Raw genomic sequence first — 26,620 nt, 5'->3', positions numbered from 1 at the left:
CTATTCTCCCCGCCCCTTGTTGCGCCGCCGCTGATCCAGCGCCACGATCTTTTCCACTGAAGCGATGTCGTCGCTGGTGACGACGGGAACCGGATCGCCAGCGATCGCCTCCAGCACCTCGCTCGACAGCGCGCCGTGGCGGATCACCCACTCCAGCGTCTCGCGGGTCTCGCGCTCGGCCTTCAGCTGCGCGTAGAGCGCGATGATCAGCCTGTCGCGCGCGTCGAAATGGCTGCGTTTCTGCTCGGTCTTGCGGACATGCGTCATCGAAACCTGCCTCCCTTGCCGATTGGAGCAGAAACAGCGCAGCGGCAGGAAAGTTCCGCACATCCGTCAATGGCCAACTGTCGCAAATCTGAGACAGGTGCGATCCGCGCCGTGAAATCCAAGCAACCGCTCACATTGCCGCGAGTTGCCAAGAACATTAGTTTTCGTCACACTCCTGTCGATGATCTGTGGTGGTAGGAGCTGCAGCTCTTTGATGGGAGGAACCCCGATGCACGAACACTCTGCCCATGCGGAGCATGTCTATACGTGCACGCAGCGCGATTCAGCCGCGGCAAGTTCTTCGGTGGTCGCCTCGTGGCGCCGTTGCATCGCCATGCACCAGCTGGCGCCGGAAGAGCGGCGCACCCCGCTCCGCCTCATGGACCAGGAGTTCAAGCGGGCCCGCGAACAATCCGAGCAACTGATCGCCAACGCCACCGACGAGCTCGACCGGCTGTTCACGACCGCTGGAAAAGCCGGCTGCTGCCTGCTTTTGACAGACCGCGACGGCATCGCACTCGAGCGCCGCGGCGCGATCGGTGACGACAAGGAGTTTCACGATCTCGGCCTCTGGACCGGCTCGGTCTGGACGGAAGCCAGTATCGGCACCAACGGAATCGGCACGGCGCTGGCAGACGAGCGCTCGGTCTCGATCTTCCGCGACCAGCACTTCTTCTGCTCCAACATCAAGCTCAGCTGCACGACCTCGCCGATCCGCGATCATCGCGGGCAACTCGCGGCAGCACTCGACATCTCCACCTGCCGCGACGACGTCAACGAGATGACGCTCGGCATCCTCGCGCAGATGGTGCGCGACGCCGCCATGCGCATCGAGATCAACCTCTTCCGCAGCGCCTATGCCGGCGCCCGCTTCGTGATGGTGCCCGCAGGCGCCAACCCGGCGGCCGCCCTCCTCGCCGTCGATCGCCACGATCTCGTGCTCGGCGCCACCCGCGCCGCGCGCCTGGCGCTGAAGCTCGACGACCGCAGCATCGCCGCCGGCATTCCTGCCGCCGATGCCCTGCATGAGACCCGCATGTCCGACGACGAGGACCTCATCGAGGCCGAACGCGCGGCATTGCTGAGGGCGCTGACCCGCTCCAGCGGCAACGTCTCGCAGGCGGCGATCGCGCTCGGCATGAGCCGCGCCACGCTGCATCGCAAGATGAAGAAGCTCAATCTGCATTGACCCTGTTGTAGCCGGCACTGATGTAGCAGCGATGCGACACTGTGCGCTGCGGTATTGCTCGGTGCCGCTGTATCTCGACACAAAAGACGCGCAGATTTCCTCCCACGGGTTCACGTCCGAACCTGGCTCATCTCAAGGGAGGATGACATGCTGCATCAGAAAATCGTCGAGTCGCCATTCAAGCTGAAATACGGGAACTATATCGGCGGCGAATGGCGCGAGCCGATCGAAGGCAAGTATTTCGACAACATCACCCCGGTCACCGGCGGCAAGCTCTGCGAAATTCCCCGCTCCAGCGAAAAGGACATCAACGCAGCGCTCGATGCCGCCCATGCCGCCAAGGACAAGTGGGCCCGCACCTCGGTCACCGAGCGCGCCAATATCCTGATGAAGATCGCCCAGCGGATGGAGGACAAGCTGGAAGTTCTGGCGCAGGCCGAGACCTGGGACAACGGCAAGCCGATCCGCGAAACCATGGCCGCCGACATTCCGCTCGCCATCGACCACTTCCGTTACTTCGCCTCCTGCGTGCGCGCCCAGGAAGGCTCGATCGGCGAGATCGACAACGACACTGTCGCCTATCACTTCCATGAACCGCTCGGCGTCGTCGGCCAGATCATTCCCTGGAACTTCCCGATCCTGATGGCTGCCTGGAAGCTGGCGCCCGCGCTTGCCGCCGGCAACTGCGTCGTCATCAAGCCAGCTGAACAGACCCCTGCCTCGCTGCTCGTCTGGGCCGAAATCATCGGCGACCTGCTACCACCAGGCGTTCTCAACATCGTCAACGGTTTCGGCCTCGAAGCCGGCAAGCCGCTGGCATCCAGCCCACGCATCGCCAAGATCGCCTTTACCGGCGAAACCACGACGGGCCGGCTGATCATGCAATATGCCAGCCAGAACCTGATCCCTGTCACGCTGGAACTCGGCGGCAAGTCACCCAACATCTTCTTCGCCGACGTGGCCGACGAGGACGACGACTTCTTCGACAAGGCGCTGGAAGGCTTTGCGATGTTCGCGCTGAACCAGGGCGAGGTCTGCACATGCCCGAGCCGCGCGCTGGTGCATGAAAAGATCTACGACCGCTTCATGGAACGCGCCGTCAAGCGCGTCGAAGCCATCGTGCAGGGCAACCCGCTCGATAGTGCCACGATGATCGGCGCCCAGGCCTCCAACGAGCAGATGGAGAAGATCCTCGCCTATCTCGACATCGGCAAGCAGGAAGGCGCAAAAGTGCTTACCGGCGGCTCGCGCAACGACCTCGGCGGCGAACTGGCAAGCGGCTACTACATCAAGCCGACGATCTTTGCCGGCCACAACAAGATGCGCGTGTTCCAGGAAGAGATCTTTGGCCCGGTCGTGTCGGTCACCACCTTCAAGGACGAAGCCGAAGCGCTGTCGATCGCCAACGACACGCTCTATGGCCTCGGCGCCGGTGTCTGGACCCGCAACGGCAACCGCGCCTATCGCTTCGGCCGTGAAATCCAGGCCGGCCGCGTCTGGACCAATTGCTACCACGCCTACCCGGCCCACGCGGCCTTCGGCGGCTACAAGCAATCCGGCATCGGCCGCGAGACCCACAAGATGATGCTCGACCACTATCAGCAGACCAAGAACATGCTGGTCAGCTACAGCGAAAAGAAGCTCGGTTTCTTCTGAGCCTTTTCGACAGCAGGGAGGGCATCCGCAACACCCCTCCCAAACCCCTCCCTGACAAGGGAGGGGATTTTCGTTTGAGGGAACGATATGATGTGGGAGCGGGACCATTTGGGAGGAAACAATGGACACCACAGTCAACGGAGAACCCCGCGTTCTCGCAACTGACGCCGCCGTCGCCTTGATCGACGAAATCAGGCGTGATTATCCCGATATCCTCTTCCATCAGTCCGGCGGCTGCTGCGACGGCTCTTCGCCCATGTGCTACCCGGCCGATGATTTCATCGTTGGTGACCATGACGTGAAGCTTGGCGAAATATCGGGCGCCCCGGTCTACATCAGCGCCAGCCAGTTCGAAGCCTGGAAGCACACGCAGCTGATCATCGACGTCGTTGCCGGTCGCGGCGGAATGTTCTCGCTGGACAATGGCCGGGAAAAGCGCTTCCTCACCCGCTCTCGCATGTTTGGCGGCGGTGAGGCCTGCGCGATCCCGGGCGCGCAGCAAGCAATCTAGTGCTTGCGCACCTTGCCCGTCGGAATGGCGGATGAAGTGACCGAAACCGGATCGCTTGCCGGAAAGCTGTCCTCCAGCCCCTGCGCAAGCTGATCCTCCATTTCGTCCACATCGCCGGCCGCCCGGGCGCTTGGCTGCGCCGCGCCTGTTTCCACGCTCGAAAGCGCGGCGGTCTCGTCGAACGACGCCAACTCGCCCATGACGGCCTTGGCCCGATCGATCGCATTGTTCGACGTCAGCGTCCGATCCATGTCCTTGCGCAACAGCACGGACACGACCTCGCCGCCCTTGCCGACGAACTCGACAGTAAATCCTCGTCTACCGCCCTGCTCTGGAATGACCTGCGTGCCGATGACCTGCATGAACTGTCTCCTTTGCACATCTGAGGAAACAACGGCGGCCATCCGACAAAGTTCCGCTAACGGCCAGCGCCATCGCGCGGCCAAAAAAAAGCCACCGCTCGTGACGGTGGCCGTAGTCATGAAGGTCTTCAAAACCTCCAGAGGGGAACAGTTGCGTCATCGACCAGCGGGCCGGCCGACTGCATAAGCAACTATAGGTAATATTAGTCCCCTATCGTAAAAATTCAATCAATTGGCAGCTGAATTTATCGAGGGACGTAAATCAAATTTCCAGATCCGCCCGGAAACGGGGGATAATTTACCACTTTCAGGTTGCAATCCAGAAAACAGGCGCTCAGCAACTGCCTCGCCCGTCAAAATCAGCGCTGCACCGGCGCCGTTGATTCGCGCAGGATGAGCTCGACCGGCCACAATTCGTGGATCTCGAGCGGCGACCGGCCGGACACCAGTTGCAGCACCAGATCCGCGCACCGCGTGCCCGCCGCGCGCATCGATGAGCGTGTCGCAGAGAGCGAGGGCGCCATGTTGTCGGCGGTCAGATAGGGAAACACATCGTCATGGGCAATGACGGAAACCTCACGACCGACCTGCAACCCGAGCGAGCGAACCGCACGATAGACACCAAGCGCCGTCATCATCGAGCCGGCGACGATCGCGGTCGGCGGATTGGACTGTTCAAGCAGCGAGCGGGCAAAGCGGAAGCCGAGCTCGTCGGTGAAATTGCCGCTGGCGATCAACTGGGGATCGAGTTCGATACCCCGGCTCTGCAGCGCCTCGCGGTAGCCCTTGTCACGATGTAGCGCATAGGTCGCGCCCGGTCGGCCATTGATCATGGCGATCCTAGTGTGGCCGAGATCGATGAGATGCGACGTGGCGCGACGCACCGCACCCTCGTTGTCGATGTCGAGCCACGCATGCGGCACGTCGATATCCGAGCGGCCGTGGACCAGAAACGGCATGCCGAGCTTGTGGAGCAGTGCGATACGCTCGTCGTTCGGCCGCGGCGAATGCACGATGATCGCATCGACCCGCTGGCTTTCCACCAGACGCCGGTAGAGCTGCATCTCGTCGTTATGATCGGGATCGGCCATCGGAATGACGAGAATGTCGGTGTCCTCGGTCAACAGCCTCTCGGCCATTCCCGCCATGAACTCGGCGAAGTGAAACTCGCCCGCCCGCCCCATCACCACGCCGATTGCGCCGGCACGCCCGGTCTTCAATCTCACGGCATTGACGTTCGGCCGGTAGCCCAGCCGAACGGCCTCCTCCGCCACGCGCGCGCGGGTCACTTCGCTCACCTCGGGATAGCCGCTCAGCGCGCGGCTGACCGTCGTCGGCGACAATCCGAGCTGTTTTGCGAACTCTCTAAGCTTCATGCACCGACACGTCTTTCATCGCCCGCTATTGGACCCCTAACACACCCTATAAGCCAATCCGTCGATATTTGGCACAAAAACCGCACATCAGCCAAACCGATTTCAATGTTCAATCACAATCGACACACAGCGCCCGACGTTCTCCACATCCACGCATTGCCGCATTCCATTGTTTTTAAGTGGAAAATCGCCAATTTCGGCAGGTCAAAGCCGCCACCAAACTACCCGCTTGACTTGATATCGCGCTTCTGACAATTTTTTCCAACCAAATCGTTTTCAAATTTGAGGACGCAATGGTTCTTTTTGGGAGGAAGATCATGAAGTTTCGTTTCACGACGGCCGTTATCGCGGCCGCGCTCATCGGCGTGGCCATGCCGTCCTACGCCGCCAACATCAGCATCTCTGCAAGCTCCACCGGTAAAAACCTCGACCTGTTCCGCAAGCAGCTCGACGCCTTCGAAAAGGCGACCGGCAACAAGGTCAGCATCGTCACCATGCCGTCCTCGTCGACCGAGCAATTCTCGCAGTACCGCCTGTGGCTCGCCGCCGGCAACAAGGACGTCGACGTCTACCAGACCGACGTGATCTGGGCGCCGCAGCTGGCCGACCAGTTCCTCGATCTGAAGGATGCCGCCAAGGACGTCGTGGGCGATTTCTTCCCCTCGATCATCCAGTCGCAGACGGTCAACGGCCGCCTCGTGGCCATGCCGCTCTACACCGACGCGCCCGCCCTCTTCTACCGCAAGGACCTGCTCGACAAATACGGCAAGCAGCCGCCGAAGACCTGGGACGAGATGGCGGCGACCGCCAAGGAGATCCAGGACAAGGAACGCGCAGCCGGCCAGAAGGACCTCTGGGGCTATGTCTTCCAGGGCAACGCCTATGAAGGACTGACTTGCAACGCGCTGGAATGGATCAAGTCCTCCGGCGGCGGCCAGATCATCGAAACCGATGGCACCATCTCGATCAACAACGAGAAGGCCGCGGCCGCCATCGAGCGCGCCAAGGGCTGGGTCGGCACGATCTCTCCGGGCGGCGTGCTCGCCTACCAGGAAGAAGAATCGCGCGGCGTCTGGCAGACCGGCAACGCCGTCTTCATGCGCAACTGGCCTTACGCCTATGCGCTCGGCAACGGCCCCGACAGCGCCGTGAAGGGCAAGTTCGACGTCACCACGCTGCCGGCAGCGGCCGATGGCGACAAGCCGTCCTCGACGCTCGGCGGCTGGAACCTCGCCGTCTCCAAATATTCGCAGAACCCCGAGGTCGCGATCGAACTCGTGAAGTTCCTGACGTCCAAGGAAAGCCAGAAGCAGCGCGCCATCGAGCTCTCCAACCTGCCGACGCTGTCCGCTCTCTACGACGACAAAGATGTGGCTGCAGCAGCCCCCTTCATGCCGAACTGGAAGCCGATCTTCGAAAACGCCGTGCCGCGCCCCTCGGCCTCGGCCAAGGTCAAGTACAACGAGGTCTCCGCCAAGTTCTGGACCGCCGTCCACAACACGCTGTCGGGCAATGGCACGGCCGCTGAAAACCTCGAGCTTCTCGAAGCCGACCTGACGTCGCTCAAGGGCGACAACTGGTAATCCATCGATGCGCCGGCGGCGGGCTATCCGCTGCCGGCGCTCCGAAGGACGCCACCGTCAATCGTCTCAGGAAGCGGGTATCCCATGAGTGAAGTTGCAGTTTCTGAAGGCCTGAAAGCGCAGACGCGCGCCCGGGCCACCTCGTCGGACCTGAAGGCCGACCGCGTCCGCTCCGCCTGGATGTTCCTGGCGCCGACGCTGTTCATCCTCGCCGTCGTCGCCGGCTGGCCGCTGTTCCGCACCATCTATTTCAGCTTCACCAACGCCTCGCTCACCAGTCTCGGCGACGCCAAGTTCGTCGGCTTCGACAATTACCTCACCTGGATCACGCTGAAGAGCGGCCGCACTGTCTACAAGGGCCTGCTCGCCGATCCAGCCTGGTGGAATGCGGTGTGGAACACCGCCAAGTTCACGCTGCTCTCGGTCACCATCGAGACCGCGCTCGGCCTCATCGTCGCCCTCGTGCTGAACGCCCAGTTCGTCGGCCGCGGCATCGTGCGCGCCGCAATCCTCATCCCCTGGGCGATCCCGACCATCGTCTCGGCCAAGATGTGGGCCTGGATGCTCAACGACCAGTTCGGCATCCTGAACGACCTCTTCATGGCGCTCGGCCTGATCAGCCAGAAGATCGCCTGGACCGCCAATCCTGAAACCGCGATGATCGCCGTTCTGATCGTCGACGTCTGGAAGACCACGCCCTTCATGGCGCTCCTCATCCTTGCCGGCCTGCAGATGGTGCCCGGCGATATCTACGAGGCCGCCAAGATCGACGGCATCAATCCGGTCAAGGTCTTCTGGCGCCTGACGCTGCCGCTGATCCGCCCGGCAATCATGGTCGCCGTCATCTTCCGCATGCTCGACGCGATGCGCATCTTCGACCTGATCTACGTGCTGACGCCGAACAACGCGCAGACCAAGACCATGTCGGTCATGGCGAGAGAGAACCTCTTCGACTTCGACAAGTTCGCCTATGGCGCGACCGCCTCGACGGTTCTCTTCCTGCTCATTGCCACCGTCACCGTGCTCTACATGTGGCTCGGCCGCGTCAACCTCGGCGGGAGTGAACGCTGATGCTTCTCACAGCCACCAAGAACACCCTCTTCTATCTCCTCGTCGGCGTCATAGTCATCATCGCGGTCTTCCCCTTCTACTATGCGATCCTGACCAGCTTCAAATCCGGCACGGCGCTGTTCGCAATCGAATACTGGCCGACCTCGATCTCGTTCGCGAACTACGCCAACGTGCTGACCACGGGCAGCTTCATCCACAGCCTCGGCAATTCGCTGCTGGTCGCCGTCTGCGTCGTCGCCGCCTCGTTGCTGCTCGCCGTCACCGCATCCTATGCGCTGGCCCGCGTGCATTTCCGCGGCCGCGCGCTTCTGATGCTGACAATCCTCTCGGTCTCGATGTTCCCGCAGATCGCGGTGCTGGCCGGCCTGTTCGAATTGATCCGCTGGATCGGCATCTTCAACACGCCGTTCGCGCTGATCTTCTCCTACATGATCTTCACCCTGCCCTTCACGGTATGGGTTCTGACCACCTTCATGCGCGATCTGCCCATCGAAATCGAGGAAGCGGCGATCGTCGACGGCGCCTCTCCGTGGGTGATCATTACGCAGGTTTTCATGCCGCTGATGTGGCCGGCTTTGGTCACGACCGGGCTGCTCGCATTCATTACGGCCTGGAACGAATTCCTTTTCGCCCTAACCTTTACGTCTTCGGACGCGCAGCGAACCGTGCCGGTCGCCATCGCCCTCCTGTCGGGCGGGAGCCAGTTCGAGATTCCGTGGGGCAACATCATGGCGGCATCCGTCATCGTCACGGTCCCTGTCGTTGTCCTGGTGCTCATATTCCAGCGCCGGATCATTTCCGGCCTCACCGCCGGCGGCGTCAAAGGTTGAAGAAAGCACGATATGGCACAGATTAGACTCGACAATATCAGAAAGAGCTTCGGCGCTCTCGAAGTCATCAAGGGCGTCACCATGGATATCCGCAAGGGTGAATTCATGGTCTTCGTCGGCCCGTCCGGCTGCGGCAAGTCCACGCTTCTGCGATTGATCTCCGGCCTGGAGGATATCTCCGAGGGCACGCTCTCCTTCGATAGCCAGGCGGTAAACCAGCTCTCGCCCTCCAAGCGCGGCATCGCCATGGTCTTCCAATCCTACGCGCTCTATCCACACATGACCGTCTTCGACAACATGGCCTTCGGCATGAAACTGTCGGGCCGCACGAAGGAAGAATGCAAGGCCCGCGTCGAACAGGCAGCCGGCATGCTGCAGCTCTCGCCCTATCTGGAGCGCCTGCCGCGCCAGCTCTCCGGTGGCCAGCGCCAGCGCGTCGCGATCGGCCGCGCCATCGTCCGCGATCCGAAGGTCTTCCTTTTCGACGAGCCGCTGTCGAACCTCGACGCCGCACTGCGCGTCGCCACACGGCTTGAGATCGCCAAGCTTCACCGCAGCATGCACGACACGACGATGATCTACGTCACCCACGACCAGGTCGAGGCGATGACGCTCGCCGACCGCATCTGCGTGCTGCGTGATGGCGTCGTCGAGCAGATCGGCACGCCGCTTGAGCTCTACGAAACCCCGAATTCCGTCTTCGTCGCCGGCTTCATCGGCTCGCCGAAGATGAATTTCCTCACCGGCGAATTCTCCGCACCCTACAACGCCCACACCATCGGCGTGCGCGCCGAACACATCGAGATCACCAACCACGAGCCCGCCTGGAAGGGCACGGTGATCCACTCCGAAATCCTCGGTTCCGACAGCTTCGTCTATCTCGACATCGGCACGCCGGAACCGCTGGTCGTTCGCGAAACCGGCGTTTCGCGACACCAGCCCGGCGACAATCTCGGCGTTTCGCCTGTCGCCGGCGCCATCCACCGTTTCGATCCATCCGGACGCGCGCTCGAAAGGATCCCCCTGAAGGGCGCCGCCTGAAACCAACCCAAACAACCGGATCCCGGCCGCTTCCCAACGGTTTCGATCCACCACGCGCATGAAGGAGCATGACCTTGGCTATTCGCACCATCGTATGGGGTGAAAACATCCATGAAAACACCAACGAGATCGTCCGCGGCATCTATCCCGACGGCATGCACACGACGATCGCCAACGCGCTGAACACCGATCCCGCGATCAGCGCCACCACGGCGACGCTGCAGGAGCCGGAACACGGCCTCACCGAAGCCCGGCTCGCCGAGACAGACGTTCTGACCTGGTGGGGCCACAAGGATCACGGCGCCGTCTCCGACGTCGTCGTCGAGCGCGTGGCCAAGCGCGTATGGGAAGGCATGGGCCTGCTCGTCCTGCATTCCGGCCACTTCTCGAAGATCTTCAAGCGCCTGATGGGCACGCCCTGCGCGCTGAAGTGGCGCGAGGCCGGCGAGCGCGAGCGCCTTTGGACGATCAACCAGCGCCACCCGATCGCTGCCGGCATCGGCGAGAACTTCGTGCTGGAGAATGAAGAGATGTACGGCGAGCAGTTCTCCGTTCCGGAGCCGCTCGAAACGGTGTTCATCTCCTGGTTCCAGGGCGGCGAAGTCTTCCGCTCCGGCCTCACCTGGCGCCGCGGCGCCGGCAACATCTTCTACTTCCGCCCGGGCCACGAGACCTATCCGACCTACCACGACGCCAACGTCCAGAAGGTGCTGATCAATGGCGTCAAATGGGCCTATAATCCTGAAGGCGACCTGAAGAGCATCACCGATGCCCCGAATGTCCCGGTCGAGAAGGCGCTGGAGCCGATCACGGAACGCGGCCCGAGACTGCACCAGGCCGGCGAAGCCGGTTACCGCTGAGGAGAACAGCAATGCGTCTACTCGTTCTTGGCACGGGCGTCATGGCCAAAAACCAGGTCGCCAATTTTCTCGCCATCGATGGCGTCGAGGTTGTCGGCGCGGTCGATACCGATCTCGCACGGCTGACCGAATTCGCCGATCACTTCCACATCGAAAAGCGCTTCCGCACGTTGGAAGAAGCAATCGAATGGGGCGAATTCGACAGCGCCACCAACGTCACGCCTGATCGCATCCACTACGCGACCAGCCTGGCGCTGATCGCGGCCGGCAAGCACGTCTTCTGCGAAAAGCCGCTGGCCGAGCATTACGACCACGCCCTGGAGATGACGGAAGCGGCGGAAGCCGCCGGCGTCATCAACATGGTCAACCTGACATACCGCAACGTCGCGCCCCTGCAGCGCGCCCGCGAGATGGTCTTGGCCGGCGAGCTCGGCACCATCAGGCACGTCGAAGCCTCCTACCTCCAGAGCTGGCTCGTTTCCCGCGCCTGGGGCGACTGGCGCACGGAATCGCGCTGGCTGTGGCGCCTGTCCACCGGACATGGCTCCAACGGCGTGCTCGGCGATGTCGGCATCCACATCCTCGACTTCGCGGCCTATGGTGCGGCGACCGATATCGACCACGTCTTCGCCCGCCTGAAGACCTTCAACAAGGCGCCGGGCGGCCAGATCGGCGAGTATCTGCTGGATGCCAACGACAGCTTCACCATGTCGGTGGATTTCACCAACGGCGCGCTCGGCGTCATCCACGCCACGCGCTGGGCGACCGGCCACCTCAACGAGCTGAAGCTGCGCATCTACGGCGAAAAGGGCAGCCTCGAGGTCACCCATCGCCCTGATGGCTCGGACCTGCGCGGCTGCTTCGGCGACGATATCGAAAGCGCCACCTGGCGCGACATCGAGGTGCCGCCGGTGCTGACCAACTACCAGCGCTTCGCCGAAGCCGTGCGCACTGGCAAACAGGACGACCCCACCTTCCGCCACGCCGCCAACCTGCAGAAGGTCATCGACCTCGCGATCGTCTCCGAACGCGAACGCCGCGAGCTCAACCTCCTGGCAGCGCAGGAACAGGACAGCGCCCCCGACAAGCGCATCCCGCCGCTGACCGTGGTGGTGTAAGGGTGGATTGAGGATGCAGGGCCCGCGAAAGCGGGCCTTGCCGCGGCGTCTCTAGCAGAGAAACGAAGCCCTCGCGGCACTCACCGCCTCTAGGGCGTCCGGATGTGGACGCCCCTTTCGTATCGCTTCGGATGCTTTGAGGATTTCCGCAGTGCCAGCCGCGGCTAGGACTTGCTGACGGCTTCTATCGCATCCGCCAATGTGGTGGTCGGATTGCTTTTGCAGTACGTCGCGACCTTTTCGGCATTGGCGTGCGCCTTTTCGCCATCGATCATTGGGTTGCCCGCCTTGCCGTGAACATAGCCGTTCACCCACATGGCGACGCCGATGGTCTTGGCGGCGGGCATGGCGCCAACTTGCTTACACGTTAACTTCGACATATCCGCTTCCGCGGCGAACGCATGACTTCCCAAACTGATACTTGCGACTGCGAGTGCGATTGAAAGACAGAATTTCATCATCGTTCACTCCCTAGAAACCGCTCCGTTTCGGAGCTTGAGGTTGTCATCAGTATCCGCTTCAAAACCGCCAGCCCCGGGCAGGGATTGGCAGCCTCGAAGACGCCAAAATATAGCATTTCGACTATGAATTGTCCCGGAGTTTCGAACGCCCGATATCTCCGATTGCATGTTCAGCATGCAGGATCAGCGCTGGGTGTCCGGACGTCCCGCTCACGCGCTGCGTCGCGGTTCCCACTGGGCATTCTCCATCCGGATTCTGGCTTCATCCGGCAGAGGTTTCGAGCCGCCCAGGCCCTGGGCGTCGGCAACGCGGGCGAGCGCCAGATCCTCCGGAAAACGATACAGCTCAGCCAGTTGCTGATCGAGCAGCACCAACTCGGCTTCGAGCGCCGGCCTGCGGCACGCCGGCAGGACCTGCAGGCCGGATTCCAGAACCGCCCGCAGGCGTCGGGCGATCTGGAAGTTTCCAGCGCCGTAGAGGCGGATTTCACTGAAGGTCAGCTTGACGAAATCATCCCAATCAGGCGTCCGACAAAGCACCCGCAACTCTCCGGATTGATCCAGCGTTGCTTCCTCGCGAAGGCTCCGCTTTCCGACGAAACAAAGAAGGCGCTGCAACTGATCGATCGCGAGCACCGCTGTGGTTGGATCATTGATCGCTTTCGACAGCGCCTTGATCGCGATGTCGACGATAATCCTGAAAGCGAAGGTGGCATCCTCTTCCAGGGTTCGCTCCGGACCGAAGGCAATCATCGTCCTCAGCAGCGTCTCGTCGGGAAGCGTGGCGCCATACAACCGGAAGAGCGGTTCGCCGGATGCCACGAAGTCGCCAATCCTCGGCACCAGTTCCACGACCGAATGGGTCTTCTGCGCCATTTTCAGGAGCGCGCTCTTGTTTACAGCGACGATGATGGCGGGCCGCCCCTGATAGCGGATGACTTTATCCGGCTGCCCGTTCGGCAAGGAGGGCGCTGGCATGAGGTCGACCTCGTCTCCAACCGTGGTCGGAAAAACGTCTTCGATAACATCGCGACCCAACTGACTGACACGCAGGACGATACTGACGGGCCGCAGCAGCCGAGCCGCGTAGTCGATCAGATAGAGGAAGGCGATGATGGACAAGAAGCCAAAGACCCCCGCGATGCCGACAACGGCATGATGGACATCTGTCTCGAGCCGGGCCAGCGATCCGGTTGCAAACAGCAGGGTGAATATGAACAGTCCAACTGTAAATCGGATGGCGTTGTCGCGCAGCAATGTCGTTGCGATGATCCGGGGCGTCAACTGCCCGCCCGCGATCTGAATTGCAACAAGAAGCGAGCCGAAGGTGAAGACGACGAAGGTCAGCGTCATCGTGATGATTGTCTCGAGCAAGCGCTGGGAGCCTGCAACACCCCATGGGGGCCATGGCTCTATCTGCACCAACCATGGCTCGAGCAGATAGACGAGCCGAATTGCACCGATATAGATGAGCAAGGCAAAGAACGGAACCAGCCACAAGGACGACCTCATGTAGCTCTTCAAGCTATACAGTCGGTTCCAGGCCATTTCCGTCCCCCGGCCTTCGTTTCGGCCCTAAATCGTGTGTCTCCAAAGCTGCACGAAGGATGACCCTGCCGCTGAATGGACGCGCTGGCGCTGGCCATGACAAGATCGAAATCATCGCAATCATACAGGAGGCAACCGAGCCTGTAATGTATGTTACGGTATGAGACACCGCCGTGAAGGCTTTGCCGTAGCGGGGAACCGAAAATCCGCGATGGAGCCTACCCCCTACCCGTGTCACGGCCGCCTCGGGAACAGAAGCGATCGGCCTTGTTTTACAAGCTGGGCCCGTCGGACCATCCCGAAAGCCGGCACACCAAGCATCGCCAAGCCCAAGTCCTGAACTAAATTGTCCGCATCCCCAACGCGGAGGATCAAACGTGGCGATCTACGACGAACAGACCGACGACGAAAAGGCACGCTGGTATTCCAACGGCGCACGGTTTTATGTCGAAGGGCGACCACGCTATCCTCCCGCCCTGATAGCCGCGTCGGCAGCGGCGGCGGGATGGCGACAAGACAGTCGTGTCCTCGAAATCGGCAGCGGCCCCGGCACGGCCACGCAGGACTTCGCCGCCTTGGGCGGCCGATTTACCTGTGTCGAACCGAACGCCGACTTCCTAGCCATCGCCCGAGACGTTCTGGCCCATTTCCCGGATATCAGCTTCCAGACGAGCACGCTGGAACAGGCCGATCTCGCCGGTCCATTCGATATCGTTCTCGCGGCATCCTCGTTTCACTGGATCGATCAGAAGCGCGGTGTCCAGCGCATCGGGCAATTGATCGCGCCGGACGGATTTGTCGTGCTGCTGTGGAACAAAGAACCCCAGCCGGTGGCGCAGCAGACCAAGGCCGTGGACGAGGCATTCCAGCGCTCGGGCTACCCGCAGCCGATCGAGCGGCAATCCCGCGACGAGGTCGCCCAGGTGTTCTGGGGACTTTCCAAGCCGCTACAGACGGCATCTTTCACCGAAAAACTCTTCTGCCATGTCGAGGTCGCCGAGGACTACAGCGTCGAGCGCTTCGTCGCCCTTCATCGCAGCCTCTCACCCTTTCTGGCTTTGGCTCCAGAAAAGCACACAGCCGTAGCTCAGGCGCTGATCGAAAACCTCAGCGCCTTGGTCGGCCCGACGATCCGGACAACACGCATATCCGCAGCCCACATCTTCCAGCGATCGGACCGAAGCTAGACAAACGTGCCCGATAACCGGTCAAATCTATGCGGTCCGCGACCGATAGAGATCATGCTCGTCTCAGCCAGCGTCAGCCGCCGACGGCATCGCTCACGCATTTCTTGGTGTAGGCGGTCTTTGCGGCACCAGCCAGCGCCTTGCCGTTCTTGTCCTTGGCGGACATGTCGCAAGCGGCGGCTGCATCCTTCTGGCATTTGTTCATCGACGACGTCAGCGCAGCACCTGCCAGTGGTTTGCCGTTCTTGTCGACTGCCTTGGAGGCGCATGTGTCGGCGGCATGCGCCGTCGCAGCCGACAGGATCAAGGCTGCTGCAATGAGAACCGTTTTCATCGTCTATTCCTCCCACAATTTGCCGTTATCGGCATCGAAAACGCTACCTGATGTTGAGCCATCAGGAGCAGCTATCTAGCGGAATCTTATAGGCTATTTTGGGGCACTTGCACAATGAGGATCACGCCGGCGGCACTCCGCGCTAGCCGTCCGCCTCATCCGTCTTCGGCGCGGCGCTGAAGAGGTTTTTCAAGGCGCTGGTCTTGGTCTTCTGCGCCTTACTGAGCTTCAGCGCGCGGTTGGCGGCCTTGGCTTGCTCCAGCATCATCTCGATCTGGATCTGCTGGATTTCGGTGAGCCGCTCCCACTGCCGGTTCAGCAGGTGATCGACCTTTTCGTGCAGGTGGCGGATTTCCAGTTCGGCCTTGAGGTTGACCTTGTAGTCGTTGAGCGCGCGCAGCCGATCCTTCGATTCCTGGCGCCGCTGGCTCATCATGATGATCGGCGCCTGCAGGGCGGCGATGGTCGAGAGGATGAGGTTGAGCAGGATGAAGGGGTAAGCGTCGAAGGCTTGCCGCTCGCCCATCAGAAGATTGATGCCCATCCAGACGGCCAGGAAAAGACAGAAAGAGATGATGAAGGTCCAGCTGCCGCCGAAGGTGGCGACGACATCGGCCACGCGGTCGCCGATCGAGCGATGCTCCTCGTAATCCTCTTCGATGTTTTCGGCCAGCGTATCGTGGCTCCTGAGGCTCTCGACGACCTCGTCCTCGAGGTTGGAGAGCTCGCCGCGTTCGTCGCGCAACAATTCGGCGATATACTGGCCGCGATAATCGTCGACCACCTTGCGATTGATATAATCGTCCGAGTGCAGTCCCGGATGCTTCTGCCGCATGAACTCGGCCAGCGCAGGGCGCAGGTCGTCGAAGTGGATGGCGTCCTTCTTCTTCAACGCCGCGCCGGTGATCGCATCGACGAGGCGCACGGACTTCGCCTTGGCGCGCTCCAGACTGTCGCTGTAGTCCTTCATCTCGACGGTGGCGGTCTCGCCGTGCCCGGCATCGAAATCCACGATCCCACCCGCGAACTCAAGCGACTTCTCTTCTGCCATCCCGACGATCCTCTGTGCCGATTTCTGCGCTCTAAACATCAAATCGAACAGGATTGTGACATTGCTTGGCGATCCCGGCGAGGCCATTTGTTGGGGCGGTGTTAATGACTGATTGCACGCCCTCCCGATAACGTGATCGACTGCTCCGCCAAGTCGATGGCCCGGATTAACGGCATCAAAAGCTTTCCGCCCTAGCCTAGAGCCATGACTTCGAGTGGATTTCGAAATAGCCTCCCGGCGGCCCTTTTGTTCCTGGTGATGCTGCTGCAATTCAGCGCCGCATCGGCTGCCCCGGCGGATTCTTTCGAGACACGCAGTTCCTGCTGGGCATCCGCCAACCTGTCGGAAGACGTGGTCGCGGTCGCCAGGAACCAGGATCGATGGTCCTGCGGCGACCAAGCCCGCTCCATCGATGCCGAGCGCGTGCTACTGCGCTTCGACATTAACGCAGGTGAACCCCTTCCGCACTATCTGCTCTCCAGGCGCGCGGCACTTCAGGCGGTGCATCTCATTGCCATTGATCGCGATGGCGCGATCCGCCAGGAGACCATTCCCGCCGCAGCACTCCAAAGCTCCATGGCCGGCGGCTACTTCAAGGCGCCCCTGCCCGACGTGACGAGCGAGACCCGGCAGGTCATCGCCGCGATCGACCTCCCAAGCCATCGGATGACGCTGGAGCGCGCCTATCTGGCGCCAACGGACGCAGCCGGCGGCATCGGCGACATGCGCTTGATGCTTGTTCTGGCGGGCCTTGCCGGCATGCTCGTCATGCCGCTGATCTTCAATGCGGCCTTCTACCGGGCGCTGCGAGAACCCTTCGTTCTCTGGCACTCGGCGCTGACATTCTCGCTGCTGATGACCATTCTGGTGACATCTGGCCTTGCGGTCATGCTCTTTGATCCGCCGGCGATGACCTTGAGCTGGATGACGACGGTGATCTTCGGCATGACCATCGCGTCGGGAGCGATGTTCACCTATAGCTTCGTCGAGCCTGGCCTCATGCATCCGCTCCTGCGCCGCGTGCTTCCCTATTGCGCGGCGTGGGCGATAGCGCTGAGCATCTTTCACGCCGCCTTCCCCTTCGTTGCCCGCCCCATCCAGTCGAGCGCCTATACGGCCGCCTTCGCGCCGGTGCTTGCCATCTTCATCCTGTCGATGATCGATGCGCTGCGCCGCGGAAGCCGCGCCGCCCGGTTCCAGGCGATCGGCTACGCGCCCATGGTCGTGGTCGGCCTGATCCGTCTGGTGACGGGTATCGTTCCCTGGCTGCACAGCACCGACGCCACGCTGCTCTTCTATATCGGCTGCATGTGCGAGGTCGTGTTCACGACGCTTGGCGTGGCCGAGCGCTTCGTCACCATGAAACGCGAACGCGACGGTGCCCGCAACGACGCCGAGTTGCTCGAACGTCTGTCCGAAACCGACCCGCTGACCGGATTGCTGAACCGGCGTGCGATCGAACAACAATTCGAGCAGCTCCGAGCCAAAGGCTTCGTGGCCCTTGCCGTTATCGACATCGATCATTTCAAGGCGATCAACGACATCAACGGCCACAGCGTCGGCGACGAGGTGCTGAAGGCCGTCGCCAAGGCGCTCCAGCCCGGCCCGATCGTTCGCGCCTACCGCCTCGGCGGCGAGGAATTCGTGCTTCTCCTGCGCGGCGACGACGCCGACACCCAGGCCGAACTCCGCCGCCAGGCAATCCCCGCCATCGTCGCCCGGACGGTACCGGGCCTCAAACGCCCAGTGACGGCAAGCATGGGCGTGACTGGCATCATCGGCGATGAGGATTTCGCAACGCTCTATGAACGGGCCGACAAGCTGCTCTACGAAGCCAAGAGCGCGGGGCGCAATCGAACACGCGGCGCGATCAACAACACGCCAGCGCTGCGAGACTTTCCGGATGATCGGGCGATGATCGCCTAGATCGACGCGCCCTTTGTGTCAGGTCACGAACGGCATGATATCCACGCCGTCTCCGGGAAAGACGGTGATATGGGGATGATCGAGGAAAAGCCGTGCCGCGGCCTCGGCATTCTCCGCCTCGACCACCAGATAGCCGCAGAGCGCATTGGAAGCCTCCGCAACCCCTTCCTTGTTGACCCGCGTCGTCTTCCCCACCATGCCGCCGCGATCGAGAATGGCCGCAGCATTCCGCTCCTCCCAGGCCATCCACAGCGGCACACCTTTGGCATCGATGGCGTCTTGTTCGGATTTGGGAAGACGCCGGAAAGCGTCGAAGTCCTCGTGTTTCATGGTGTAGACGGCAAGAAATCGGGGCATGGGGGACCTCTGTGATGACGCGTCGTGTGCTGGAATATAGCATACGGTTGTCAGGTGCCTAAAGAGAGGTTCTGCCGTGGGATACCCCCCTCTGCCCTGCCGGGCATCTCCCCCACAGGTGGGGAGATCGACCCGTGGCCTGCTCCACAATCAAACAACGAGCCTTGAGCGAGCGGCTGCCCCCAGCCAATCTCCCCACTTGTGGGGGAGATGCCCGGCAGGGCAGAGGGGGGGTAACGCAAGGCACCGCGTTCAATCCCCAGCGCACCACCCAACATCACACCAGCCACCAACCCCGCCGCACCCCAAACAACCCTAGCGCAACCGCTCCACCAACCGCCCGATCGACACCGCATCCGCATTGGCGAACGCCAACCGCAAATACCGCTCCTGCCCCACCCCGAAATAGCTCCCCGGCAGGCAAACCACGCCCGCCTCCTTGGCCAGCCGCTCGGCAACCTCGGATGAACTCAAATCAGCAAACGGATGGCAAATAAAGGCGAAGTACGCGCCAAGCGCGCCGATCTCCCAGCCAGGCAGTTCCGCCATCACCGCCCGCAGCGCATCGGCCCGCCGGGTGATCTCCAGCCGGTTCGCGGCCCGCCAGTCGGCCAGGACGGGCATCGCCTCGGCAACCGCCACCTGCGCAGCCCTCGGCGCGCAGATCTGCATGTTGTCCATCACCTTGACGATCTCGGCGATGACACGTTCCCCGGCGGTGATCGCGCCCAGCCGGTGGCCGGGAATGCAGAAGGATTTGGAGAAACTGTAGAGCAGGATCAGCGTCTCCTCCCAGCCGGGGATCGCAAGCAGCGGATGCGGGGCGCCATAGTTCTCCGGCAGGAAATCGCGATAGGTCTCGTCAACGATCAGCCACGCCCCATGGCTGCGGCAGAGGTCAAACAGCGCGCGCAACAGCTCCGGCGGATAGATCGCTCCCGTCGGGTTGTTCGGCGTGACGATCGCCAGCACCTTAGCGCCCGAGGCGAGCGCCTTCTCCGCCGAGGTGATATCGGGCAGGAAGCCGTTATCGGCGTCGCATTCGACCAGCACCCTGTTGATGCCAAGCATCGACAGCGTCGTTTCCTGGTTGAAGTAGAAGGGATTGGTCAGCGCCACGCTGTCGCCTGCCCCGGCAAGCGTGATGGCCGCCGCCATGAAGGCCTGGTTGCAGCCGGCGGTGATCTGGACGTTATCGGCAGCGACCGGCGCGCCGTAGACCTCGGACATCTGCCGGGCATAGACCTCGCGCAGCACGCTCTCGCCCTCGATCGGTCCGTAGCCTGTTGTGGCGGGCGACGCCGCCGCCTCACCCAGCAGCCGCAGCATCTCGGGATGCGCGGGATATCCCGGCACCGCCTGCGAGAGATCGACCAGCGGCCCCTTGGCGCCCTTGTACTCGCGCGCCCAGGCAAGCACCGATGGGATGGGCGGCGGAGACAGGCGGGAGACGAGGAGATTGGCTTCAGCGGCGGGCATGGAGGCTCTCAAATCAATGATGGAAACCATCACTCCTGCACAAAACACCCCGCCTCGGCAACACGCATTCGAAGCGCGCGCGGTGAACGCCGTCAGGCGCCGCAGCAGGCCTTGAGCTTGGAGAGCTTGGGCACTTCGATATGCCTGTTGGCAACGATGGAAATGACGCCTTCGCTCTTCAGCTTCGACATCTGCCGCGACACGGTCTCGATCGTCAGCCCGAGAAAATCGGCGATATCGGCGCGCGAGAGCGGCAGGTCGAAGCGACGGCTATCGCCCTTCGCTTCGGGATCGAGATGCGTCGCGATCAGAAACAGGAAGCTCGCGACCTTCTCCGCCGCCGTCTTGCGCCCCAGCGTCACCATCCAGTCGCGCGCTTCGTCGAGCTCGCGCATCGTCTGGTCCATCAACCTTTCGGCGAGCGCCGGCGTGCTCTTGACCAGCCGCTCCATGGCGGCCTTCGGAACCCGGCAGAGATGCACGTCCGACGCAGCCTCCGCCGAGACGCCGTTTTCATTGGCATGCAACCGGCCGAGGAAATCCGGGGCGAACTGCAGGCCGACGATCTGCTGGCGTCCGTCTTCGAGCGTCTTCGTCAGTTTCACCACACCACTGATGACGGTGGCGTAGGATTCGACGGGCATCTTTTCGCCGGCCAGTTCCTCGCCGGCATCATGCGTGACCAGCCGCGTATGGGCCGACAGCAACAGCAGTTCGTCAGACGTCAGCGCCCCGCACATCCCCTTGTGGCGGACCTCGCAACTGACGCAACGTACTGGAATATTAGAATTATGTATATCTTTTCGCATACACCCGGCTCCGCCTGAAGCATAGCCAAGCTCATCTTCGGAGAACAGCGTTTTCTTGATCGAGATCAAGGCAGTCATCGAAAACCCCCATTATTTCGGTCCTTGAAAGGACACGCTCATGAACGCCGATCTCATCGCCCGCTATTCCGCCCCCGTCCCCCGCTACACCAGCTACCCGACCGCGCCGCACTTCCACGAGGGCGTCGGCGAGATGGATTACCGGCAGTGGCTCGAAGCAAATTCACAAGGCGCACTATCGCTATACGTGCATATTCCGTTCTGCGACCGGCTCTGTTTCTACTGCGGTTGCCATACCAAGCAGGTGCGCCGCTACGACCCCATCGCGACCTACCTGGAAGCCTTGAATAGCGAGATCGCGCTCGTTGCAACATATCTCCCGCTACGGCGAAAGGTCGCAGCCATCCATTTCGGCGGCGGTTCGCCGACGATCGTCAGCCCCGCCGACCTCATGCGCCTGCGCGCCACGCTCGACGCCAATTTCGACATCGGCCCCAATTGCGAGATCAGCGTCGAGATCGACCCGACGCATGTCGATGCAGAGAAGCTGAAGGCATGGCGCGACTTCGGCATGACGCGGGCAAGCGTCGGCGTGCAGGATTTCGAGCCGATCGTCCAGACCGCGATCAACCGGCCGCAGAGCTTCGAGCAGACGGCCTTGGTCGTGAAGACGTTGCGCGAACTCGGCATCGGCTCGATCAATCTCGACATCGTCTACGGCCTGCCGCATCAGGATCGCGAGATGCTGCTGCGCACGATCGACCTGTCGCTGTCGATGCAGCCCGATCGCATCGCCATGTTCGGCTACGCGCACGTCCCCTGGGTCAAGAAGCACCAGTCGGTGATCGATACCGCGACCCTTGCCGGTCCCGCCGACCGTTTCGCGATGGCCGCGGCCGGCGCTAGCGCCATCCTTGCGGCAGGCTATGACGCCGTCGGCATCGACCACTTCGCGAAGCCCGATGACAGCATGGCCCGCCAGCTGCGCGATGGCGCACTCCGGCGCAACTTCCAGGGCTACACGACCGATGGCGCCGATACGCTGATCGGCCTTGGCGCCTCCTCGATCGGCAAGCTTCAGCAAGGCTATGTCCAGAACATCGTCGCGACGGGACAATATTGCCGGGCGATCTCGGAAGGCCGCCTTCCCGTTGCCCGGGGTTTCGCGCTCTCGGATGCCGACCGCGCCAGCGCGCAGGCGATCGAGGAGCTGATGTGCCAGTACGCCTTCTCGGTCACCGAGCTGCGCGCCCGCTTCGGCAAGGCCGCCGACGATGCCTGCAACGACGCCCTGCATGCAAGCTTCAACGAGGATGGCTTCGTTTCCTTCGACGGCGACAGGTTCGTGATCACCGATCAAGGCCGCCCCTTCGTGCGCACCATCGCCGCCAAGTTCGATCGCTACCTCGCTGAGGGCAAGGCCAAACATTCCTCGGCGATTTGATTTGAATCAATAAACCCGGACGAAAAGCTGACTATCGTCAAGTCCGGCGCCAATTGCCGCAGCCCCGGCTTGCCGATTGTCAGCCACGCATTGCCAGTTATAGTGATTTCAGAAATTTCTGAAATCACAGTCATAACGGAAACCAGATGATGAACCTTGCGCCGCTCGTCCAATCCTTCGTCCTGCACTTCGGTGAAATGGGCTCGCGCTGGGGCATCAACAGGACGGTGAGCCAGATTTACGCGCTGCTCTACGTCTCCCCGCAGCCGCTCTGCGCCGAGGAGATCGCCGACGCGCTCGGCATTTCGCGCTCGAACGTCTCGATGAGCCTGCGCGAGCTGCAGACCTGGAACCTCGTGCTGCTCAGGCACCGGCCGGACGACCGCCGTGACTTCTTCACCACGCCTGACGATGTCTGGCTGATCCTTCGCACGCTCGCCGAAGAGCGCAAGAAGCGCGAAGTCGATCCGACGCTCTCGGTGTTGCGCGAAATCCTGATGCAGCGGCCGGCAAGCGAAGCCGAGCGCCATGCGCAGGAACGCATGAGTGAAATGCATGCGCTGATTGAACAGCTGACACATTGGTATGACGATGTGAAACAACTTGAAACAGAAAGGCTTGCAACGCTACTCTCGCTAGGCGCGAAAGTGACGAAGCTGCTTGAGGCCAAGGACCGGGTCATCTCGCTCGGCCGTGGCCGCCGTCCCAATCCTGCGAACAAGAGTTAGCGCCATGACCAGTGCCTTTCTCGATGCCAAGCAAGATAAGGCCCGCGACGGACAGCGCAAGCGCGCCCGCCAGCCGTCTGGCCTGCGGAACGCGGCACTGGTCCAGACGCTCGCCGCCCTCCTCTGGATTCCGCAGGCAGGTCTCCTCTCAATCGCTATCGGCCGCATCGCCGATGGCGGCGGGTTAGAGGCCGCCATCTGGCCGGCGATCATCATCGCCTTGCTCGGTGTCTTAAAAAGCTGTCTCGAAGCAGCAGGAGGCCGCCTCGCCTTCCGTGCCGCCCGCTCCGAACTCACCCTGAGGCGCGCCCGCGCCGTCGAGGCCCTTGCGCGCCGTTCGCCGGTCGACAGCACCCGCCACACATCGGGCGAGGCCGCCAGCATCGTCGGCGAACAGGCCGAGCTCATCGTCCCCTATCTCGCACGTTTCCAGCCGGCCCGCTTCAAGGCCAGCGCCGTGCCCCTGGTCATCCTCGCCTGCGTCTTTCCGATCTCGTGGATCGCGGCGCTCGTGCTGCTCTTCGCCATGCCCCTCATCCCCGTCTTCATGGCGCTGATCGGCTGGCGCGCGCAGGCGGCCAGCGAGAAGCAGTTGGCCGCGACCGGCGGCCTCAACGGCTTCCTGCTCGATCGCCTGCGTGGCCTTGCCACCATCCGCGCGCTTGATGCCGTCGATGCCACGGCAACGCGCCTTCGCGCCGATGCCGAGGACCTGAAGACCCGCACCATGGCCGTGCTGCGCATCGCCTTCCTGTCGTCGGCTGCTCTCGAGCTCTTCGCCGCGCTCGGAGTCGCCATGGTCGCCGTCTATGTCGGCTTCTCGCTGCTCGGCGAGATCCGCTTCGGCGCCTGGACTGGCGGACTGAACCTCACATCGGGCCTCTTCGTGCTGCTGCTCGCACCCGCCTTCTTCGAGCCGCTGCGCGAACTCTCGGCCGTCTGGCACGACCGCGCCTCGGGCGAAGCGGCGATGAAGGCACTCGATGCGCTCAGCGAAGACGGCATGCTGCTGCCGCAGGGAGAGGCCGCTCAAGGCCCCCTTGGCGCGGATATCCGCTTCCACACCGCCACCTTCCGCTATCCCGGCAGCGATACTTCAGCCATCGAGGACTTCGATCTCCATATCCGCGCCGGCGAACATGTCGCCCTGCTGGGCCCAAGCGGCTCGGGCAAGTCGACCCTGCTGGCACTCGCCGCCGGCCTTGCACCCTGTGAAAGCGGCCACGTCGAGATCGGCGGGCAACCGGCCGGTCAATCGTCACGGACATGGATCGCCTGGATCGGCCAGAAGCCGCATATCTTCGCCGGCAGCATCACCCGCAACGTCACGCTCGGCCGGCCGCAGGTCTCCACTCAACAGGCCGCCGCCGCACTCGAAGCCGCCCGGCTCGGACGACTCGCAAGCGCCTACCGCAACCGTCCTCTCGGCGATGGCGGAGCTGGCCTGTCGGGTGGCGAGGCGCTGCGGCTTGCCATCGCCCGCGCCGCCGTGGACCCCGAGACGCTGATCGTCCTCGCCGACGAACCGACCGCCCATCTCGACAGCGAAACGGCCGACGACATCACCGAGAGCCTGCTTGCGCTTGCCAAGGGCAAGACCTTGCTCGTCGCCACCCACGATCCCCGCCTCGCCGCCCGCATGGGCAGAACGATTCATCTCAATCCGGAACCCGCACGGGAGGCCGCCGAATGAGTGCGTCGCTGACCGATCTCAAGCCTATCCTCAAGCTCTTCGTCAGGGAGAAGAAGCGCGGCCTGCTGCTGGGCGCCGTCATGTCGGCCGCGACGGCTGGCGCCGGCATCGCGCTACTTGGCCTCTCCGGCTGGTTCATCACCGCAACGGCGATCGCCGGCGCCTCAGTGGCAACCGCCATCACCTTCGATGTCTTCGCCCCCTCGGCCGGCATCCGCCTGCTGGCGATCGGCCGCACCGCCTCGCGCTATGGCGAGCGGCTGACGACGCATGACGCAACGCTCGCCGTGCTAGCCGCGCTGCGCGAACGCCTGTTTCGTGGCTGGGCGCAGGCCGGTGCTGCCCGTGATCTCGCAAGACGCCCTGCCCGCCTGCTGTTTCGCCTGACCGGCGACATCGATGCGCTCGATTCTCTCTATCTCCGCGTGCTGGTACCCGCAGGCGTCGCAATCCTCGCCGCCATCGCCACAGGCATCGCGCTCGGCCTGATGCATCCCCTGTTCGGCCTCTCGGCGGCACTGCTCCTCCTCGTCGCCGGCCTTGGCATCCCACTCTGCGCCGGCCACCTCGCCGCCGCCCATGCACGGCGCCGCGCCTATGGCATCGAGGCGCTGCGCGCCCGCACCATCGACCTCATCGCCGGCCAGTCGGACCTCTTGATGGCCGGAAGGATCGAAGCGCAGACGGCAGCCATAGCAGCCGCCGACCGCTATTCTGAAGATGCCGATAACAGGCTGAACCGCATCGAGAGCACAGTGACCTTAGGCTTCGGCATCGCCTCGACGGTCCTGCTCACCGGCGCCCTGTTGGCCGTCGCGGCCCTCGCCGGCGCCGGCACCATCACCGCGCCGGTTGCCGCCCTCGGCATCCTGATCGCCTTTGCCGCCGTCGAGCCCTTCGGCGCGCTGCGTCGCGGTGCGCTGGAACTCGGACGCACACTTCTGGCGGCAAAGCGCATCGGCCCTCGCCTGGCAGACGACACAGCCACACGCCAGCACGACGCACCCGCAGCCGGACTGGCGGTCCAACTCGCCGGCGTCAGCGCCGCCTATGATGCAGCCGCAACCCCAGTTCTGGCCGATATCAATCTCGCACTAAAACCGGGCGAAAAGCTCGCGCTCATCGGCGCCAGCGGCGCCGGCAAGTCGACACTGCTGGCCCTGCTGGCCGGCGAGATCGAACCGCTCAAGGGCAAGGTCACCAACGAGACGGCAACCCTTCTGACCCAGCGCACCGAACTCTTCAAGGACACGGTCGCCGGCAATCTGCGTCTGGCCTGTCCCAACGCGACCGAAAGCGACCTCAAGTCCGCACTCGCTGCCGCCGGCTTGCTCGCCGATATCGCCGCCCTGCCCGAAGCCCTCGAGGCCCGCCTTGGCGAAGGCGGCATGGGTCTCTCGGGCGGCCAGTCGCGGCGCCTGGCACTCGCGCGCCTCTTCCTGCGCGACACGCCGCTCTGGCTGCTCGACGAGCCGACCGAGGGCCTCGACCGCGCCACAGCACTCGATGTCATGGCCCGCCTGTCCGAGAAGGCGAACGGCCGCTCGCTTGTTATCGCCACCCATATCCGCCGTGAGGCGGAGATCGCTGATGTGATCGCCACGCTCGATGGCGGCCGCATCGCCAGCATTTCGCGCCGCGGAGAGACGGCGTTCGAAGAAGCTCTGAATCGGCTGAGACCGGACTGAGCGCGTGCATGACCGCCAGGCAATCCGGCCCGG

25 protein-coding genes are annotated in these 26,620 nt (G+C 62.8%); 15 read left to right on the top strand and 10 right to left on the bottom strand.

Translation table 11 applies throughout. From position 1 onward, the window contains the following. Positions 1-267, bottom strand: coding sequence for a hypothetical protein (locus tag ACCD05_RS08230; protein ID WP_413392063.1), 267 nt, complete (start codon positions 265-267; stop codon positions 1-3). A 229-nt stretch (positions 268-496) separates the two neighbouring features. Here ACCD05_RS08230 and ACCD05_RS08225 point away from each other — a divergent pair, with 229 nt between their 5' ends. From ACCD05_RS08225 to ACCD05_RS08215, 3 genes are all read left to right on the top strand, one after another. Next, positions 497-1,456 (top strand): helix-turn-helix domain-containing protein, encoded by a 960-nt coding sequence (locus tag ACCD05_RS08225; RefSeq protein WP_047505916.1) that lies wholly within the window; start codon positions 497-499, stop codon positions 1,454-1,456. A gap of 147 nt (positions 1,457-1,603) precedes the next feature. After that, entirely contained in the window at positions 1,604-3,112 is a 1,509-nt protein-coding gene (gene adh, locus ACCD05_RS08220; protein WP_018897492.1) for an aldehyde dehydrogenase, read from the top strand. Positions 3,113-3,233: 121 nt separating this feature from the next. Continuing rightward, positions 3,234-3,623, top strand: coding sequence for a DUF779 domain-containing protein (locus ACCD05_RS08215; RefSeq protein ID WP_413392062.1), 390 nt, complete (start codon positions 3,234-3,236; stop codon positions 3,621-3,623). Here ACCD05_RS08215 and ACCD05_RS08210 read toward each other — a convergent pair. After that, on the bottom strand, positions 3,620-3,985 hold the full coding sequence (locus ACCD05_RS08210) for a hypothetical protein (protein ID WP_018897490.1): 366 nt from the start codon (positions 3,983-3,985) through the stop codon (positions 3,620-3,622). The two genes, ACCD05_RS08215 and ACCD05_RS08210, sit on opposite strands and share 4 nt — an antisense overlap. A 359-nt stretch (positions 3,986-4,344) precedes the next feature. After that, positions 4,345-5,361, bottom strand: a complete 1,017-nt coding sequence (locus tag ACCD05_RS08205) for a substrate-binding domain-containing protein (protein WP_413392061.1) — start codon at positions 5,359-5,361, stop codon at positions 4,345-4,347. Positions 5,362-5,678: 317 nt separating this feature from the next. On the opposite strand from ACCD05_RS08205, the gene ACCD05_RS08200 reads away from it, so the two are divergent. From ACCD05_RS08200 to ACCD05_RS08175, 6 genes are all read left to right on the top strand, one after another. Next, positions 5,679-6,944, top strand: a complete 1,266-nt coding sequence (locus ACCD05_RS08200) for an ABC transporter substrate-binding protein (protein ID WP_413392060.1) — start codon at positions 5,679-5,681, stop codon at positions 6,942-6,944. 84 nt (positions 6,945-7,028) lie between these two features. After that, positions 7,029-8,015, top strand: a complete 987-nt coding sequence (locus ACCD05_RS08195) for a carbohydrate ABC transporter permease (protein WP_413392059.1) — start codon at positions 7,029-7,031, stop codon at positions 8,013-8,015. Then, positions 8,015-8,845, top strand: coding sequence for a carbohydrate ABC transporter permease (locus ACCD05_RS08190; protein ID WP_018897486.1), 831 nt, complete (start codon positions 8,015-8,017; stop codon positions 8,843-8,845). The genes ACCD05_RS08195 and ACCD05_RS08190 overlap by 1 nt, the downstream gene beginning before the upstream one ends. Positions 8,846-8,857: 12 nt before the next feature. Further along, positions 8,858-9,886 (top strand): ABC transporter ATP-binding protein, encoded by a 1,029-nt coding sequence (locus ACCD05_RS08185; RefSeq protein ID WP_413392058.1) that lies wholly within the window; start codon positions 8,858-8,860, stop codon positions 9,884-9,886. A gap of 74 nt (positions 9,887-9,960) precedes the next feature. After that, entirely contained in the window at positions 9,961-10,746 is a 786-nt protein-coding gene (locus ACCD05_RS08180) for a ThuA domain-containing protein (protein WP_112822199.1), read from the top strand. A gap of 11 nt (positions 10,747-10,757) precedes the next feature. Next, positions 10,758-11,864: a Gfo/Idh/MocA family protein gene (locus tag ACCD05_RS08175; RefSeq protein ID WP_111562163.1), complete on the top strand. Its 1,107-nt coding sequence runs from the start codon at positions 10,758-10,760 to the stop codon at positions 11,862-11,864. 164 nt (positions 11,865-12,028) lie between these two features. Here the strand turns inward: ACCD05_RS08175 and ACCD05_RS08170 are convergent, their stop codons facing one another. After that, on the bottom strand, positions 12,029-12,325 hold the full coding sequence (locus ACCD05_RS08170) for an HdeA/HdeB family chaperone (protein WP_413392057.1): 297 nt from the start codon (positions 12,323-12,325) through the stop codon (positions 12,029-12,031). A 210-nt stretch (positions 12,326-12,535) separates the two neighbouring features. After that, positions 12,536-13,825 carry a DUF2254 domain-containing protein gene (locus ACCD05_RS08165; RefSeq protein WP_413392056.1) on the bottom strand — a complete coding sequence of 430 codons (1,290 nt, stop codon included), beginning with the start codon at positions 13,823-13,825 and terminating at the stop codon, positions 12,536-12,538. A gap of 425 nt (positions 13,826-14,250) precedes the next feature. On the opposite strand from ACCD05_RS08165, the gene ACCD05_RS08160 reads away from it, so the two are divergent. Next, positions 14,251-15,060 (top strand): class I SAM-dependent methyltransferase, encoded by an 810-nt coding sequence (locus tag ACCD05_RS08160; protein ID WP_413392055.1) that lies wholly within the window; start codon positions 14,251-14,253, stop codon positions 15,058-15,060. Between the two features lie 73 nt (positions 15,061-15,133). Here ACCD05_RS08160 and ACCD05_RS08155 read toward each other — a convergent pair whose 3' ends face one another. Beyond that, positions 15,134-15,394 (bottom strand): hypothetical protein, encoded by a 261-nt coding sequence (locus ACCD05_RS08155; RefSeq protein WP_018897481.1) that lies wholly within the window; start codon positions 15,392-15,394, stop codon positions 15,134-15,136. A gap of 142 nt (positions 15,395-15,536) precedes the next feature. After that, positions 15,537-16,445, bottom strand: a complete 909-nt coding sequence (locus ACCD05_RS08150; RefSeq protein ID WP_209191035.1) for a DUF1003 domain-containing protein — start codon at positions 16,443-16,445, stop codon at positions 15,537-15,539. 255 nt (positions 16,446-16,700) lie between these two features. On the opposite strand from ACCD05_RS08150, the gene ACCD05_RS08145 reads away from it, so the two are divergent. After that, complete coding sequence (locus tag ACCD05_RS08145; protein WP_413392078.1) at positions 16,701-18,371, top strand: diguanylate cyclase; 1,671 nt, start codon at positions 16,701-16,703, stop codon at positions 18,369-18,371. An 18-nt stretch (positions 18,372-18,389) separates the two neighbouring features. Here ACCD05_RS08145 and ACCD05_RS08140 read toward each other — a convergent pair whose 3' ends face one another. The 3 genes from ACCD05_RS08140 to ACCD05_RS08130 all read right to left on the bottom strand — a co-directional run bounded on the left by ACCD05_RS08140 (position 18,390) and on the right by ACCD05_RS08130 (position 21,016). After that, on the bottom strand, positions 18,390-18,728 hold the full coding sequence (locus ACCD05_RS08140; protein ID WP_413392054.1) for a hypothetical protein: 339 nt from the start codon (positions 18,726-18,728) through the stop codon (positions 18,390-18,392). 315 nt (positions 18,729-19,043) lie between these two features. Then, positions 19,044-20,207, bottom strand: coding sequence for an aminotransferase (locus ACCD05_RS08135; protein WP_413392053.1), 1,164 nt, complete (start codon positions 20,205-20,207; stop codon positions 19,044-19,046). 92 nt (positions 20,208-20,299) lie between these two features. Then, entirely contained in the window at positions 20,300-21,016 is a 717-nt protein-coding gene (locus ACCD05_RS08130; protein ID WP_210208044.1) for a Crp/Fnr family transcriptional regulator, read from the bottom strand. Positions 21,017-21,134: 118 nt separating this feature from the next. On the opposite strand from ACCD05_RS08130, the gene hemN reads away from it, so the two are divergent. From hemN to cydC, 4 genes are all read left to right on the top strand, one after another. Further along, positions 21,135-22,478 carry an oxygen-independent coproporphyrinogen III oxidase gene (gene hemN / locus ACCD05_RS08125; protein ID WP_413392052.1) on the top strand — a complete coding sequence of 448 codons (1,344 nt, stop codon included), beginning with the start codon at positions 21,135-21,137 and terminating at the stop codon, positions 22,476-22,478. Positions 22,479-22,627: 149 nt separating this feature from the next. Then, positions 22,628-23,206: a GbsR/MarR family transcriptional regulator gene (locus ACCD05_RS08120; RefSeq protein ID WP_047506429.1), complete on the top strand. Its 579-nt coding sequence runs from the start codon at positions 22,628-22,630 to the stop codon at positions 23,204-23,206. 4 nt (positions 23,207-23,210) lie between these two features. Further along, positions 23,211-24,899 (top strand): thiol reductant ABC exporter subunit CydD, encoded by a 1,689-nt coding sequence (gene cydD / locus ACCD05_RS08115; RefSeq protein ID WP_413392051.1) that lies wholly within the window; start codon positions 23,211-23,213, stop codon positions 24,897-24,899. After that, the gene (cydC, locus tag ACCD05_RS08110) at positions 24,896-26,587 is read left to right on the top strand and encodes a thiol reductant ABC exporter subunit CydC (RefSeq protein ID WP_413392050.1); all 1,692 of its coding nucleotides are present in this window, start codon (positions 24,896-24,898) and stop codon (positions 26,585-26,587) included. The genes cydD and cydC overlap by 4 nt, the downstream gene beginning before the upstream one ends. Positions 26,588-26,620: the final 33 nt, after the last annotated feature.

Source organism: Rhizobium sp. Rhizsp42 (assembly GCF_047304155.1).
Lineage (GTDB): Bacteria > Pseudomonadota > Alphaproteobacteria > Rhizobiales > Rhizobiaceae > Rhizobium.
This window is presented reverse-complemented; position numbering and strand designations above follow the sequence as displayed.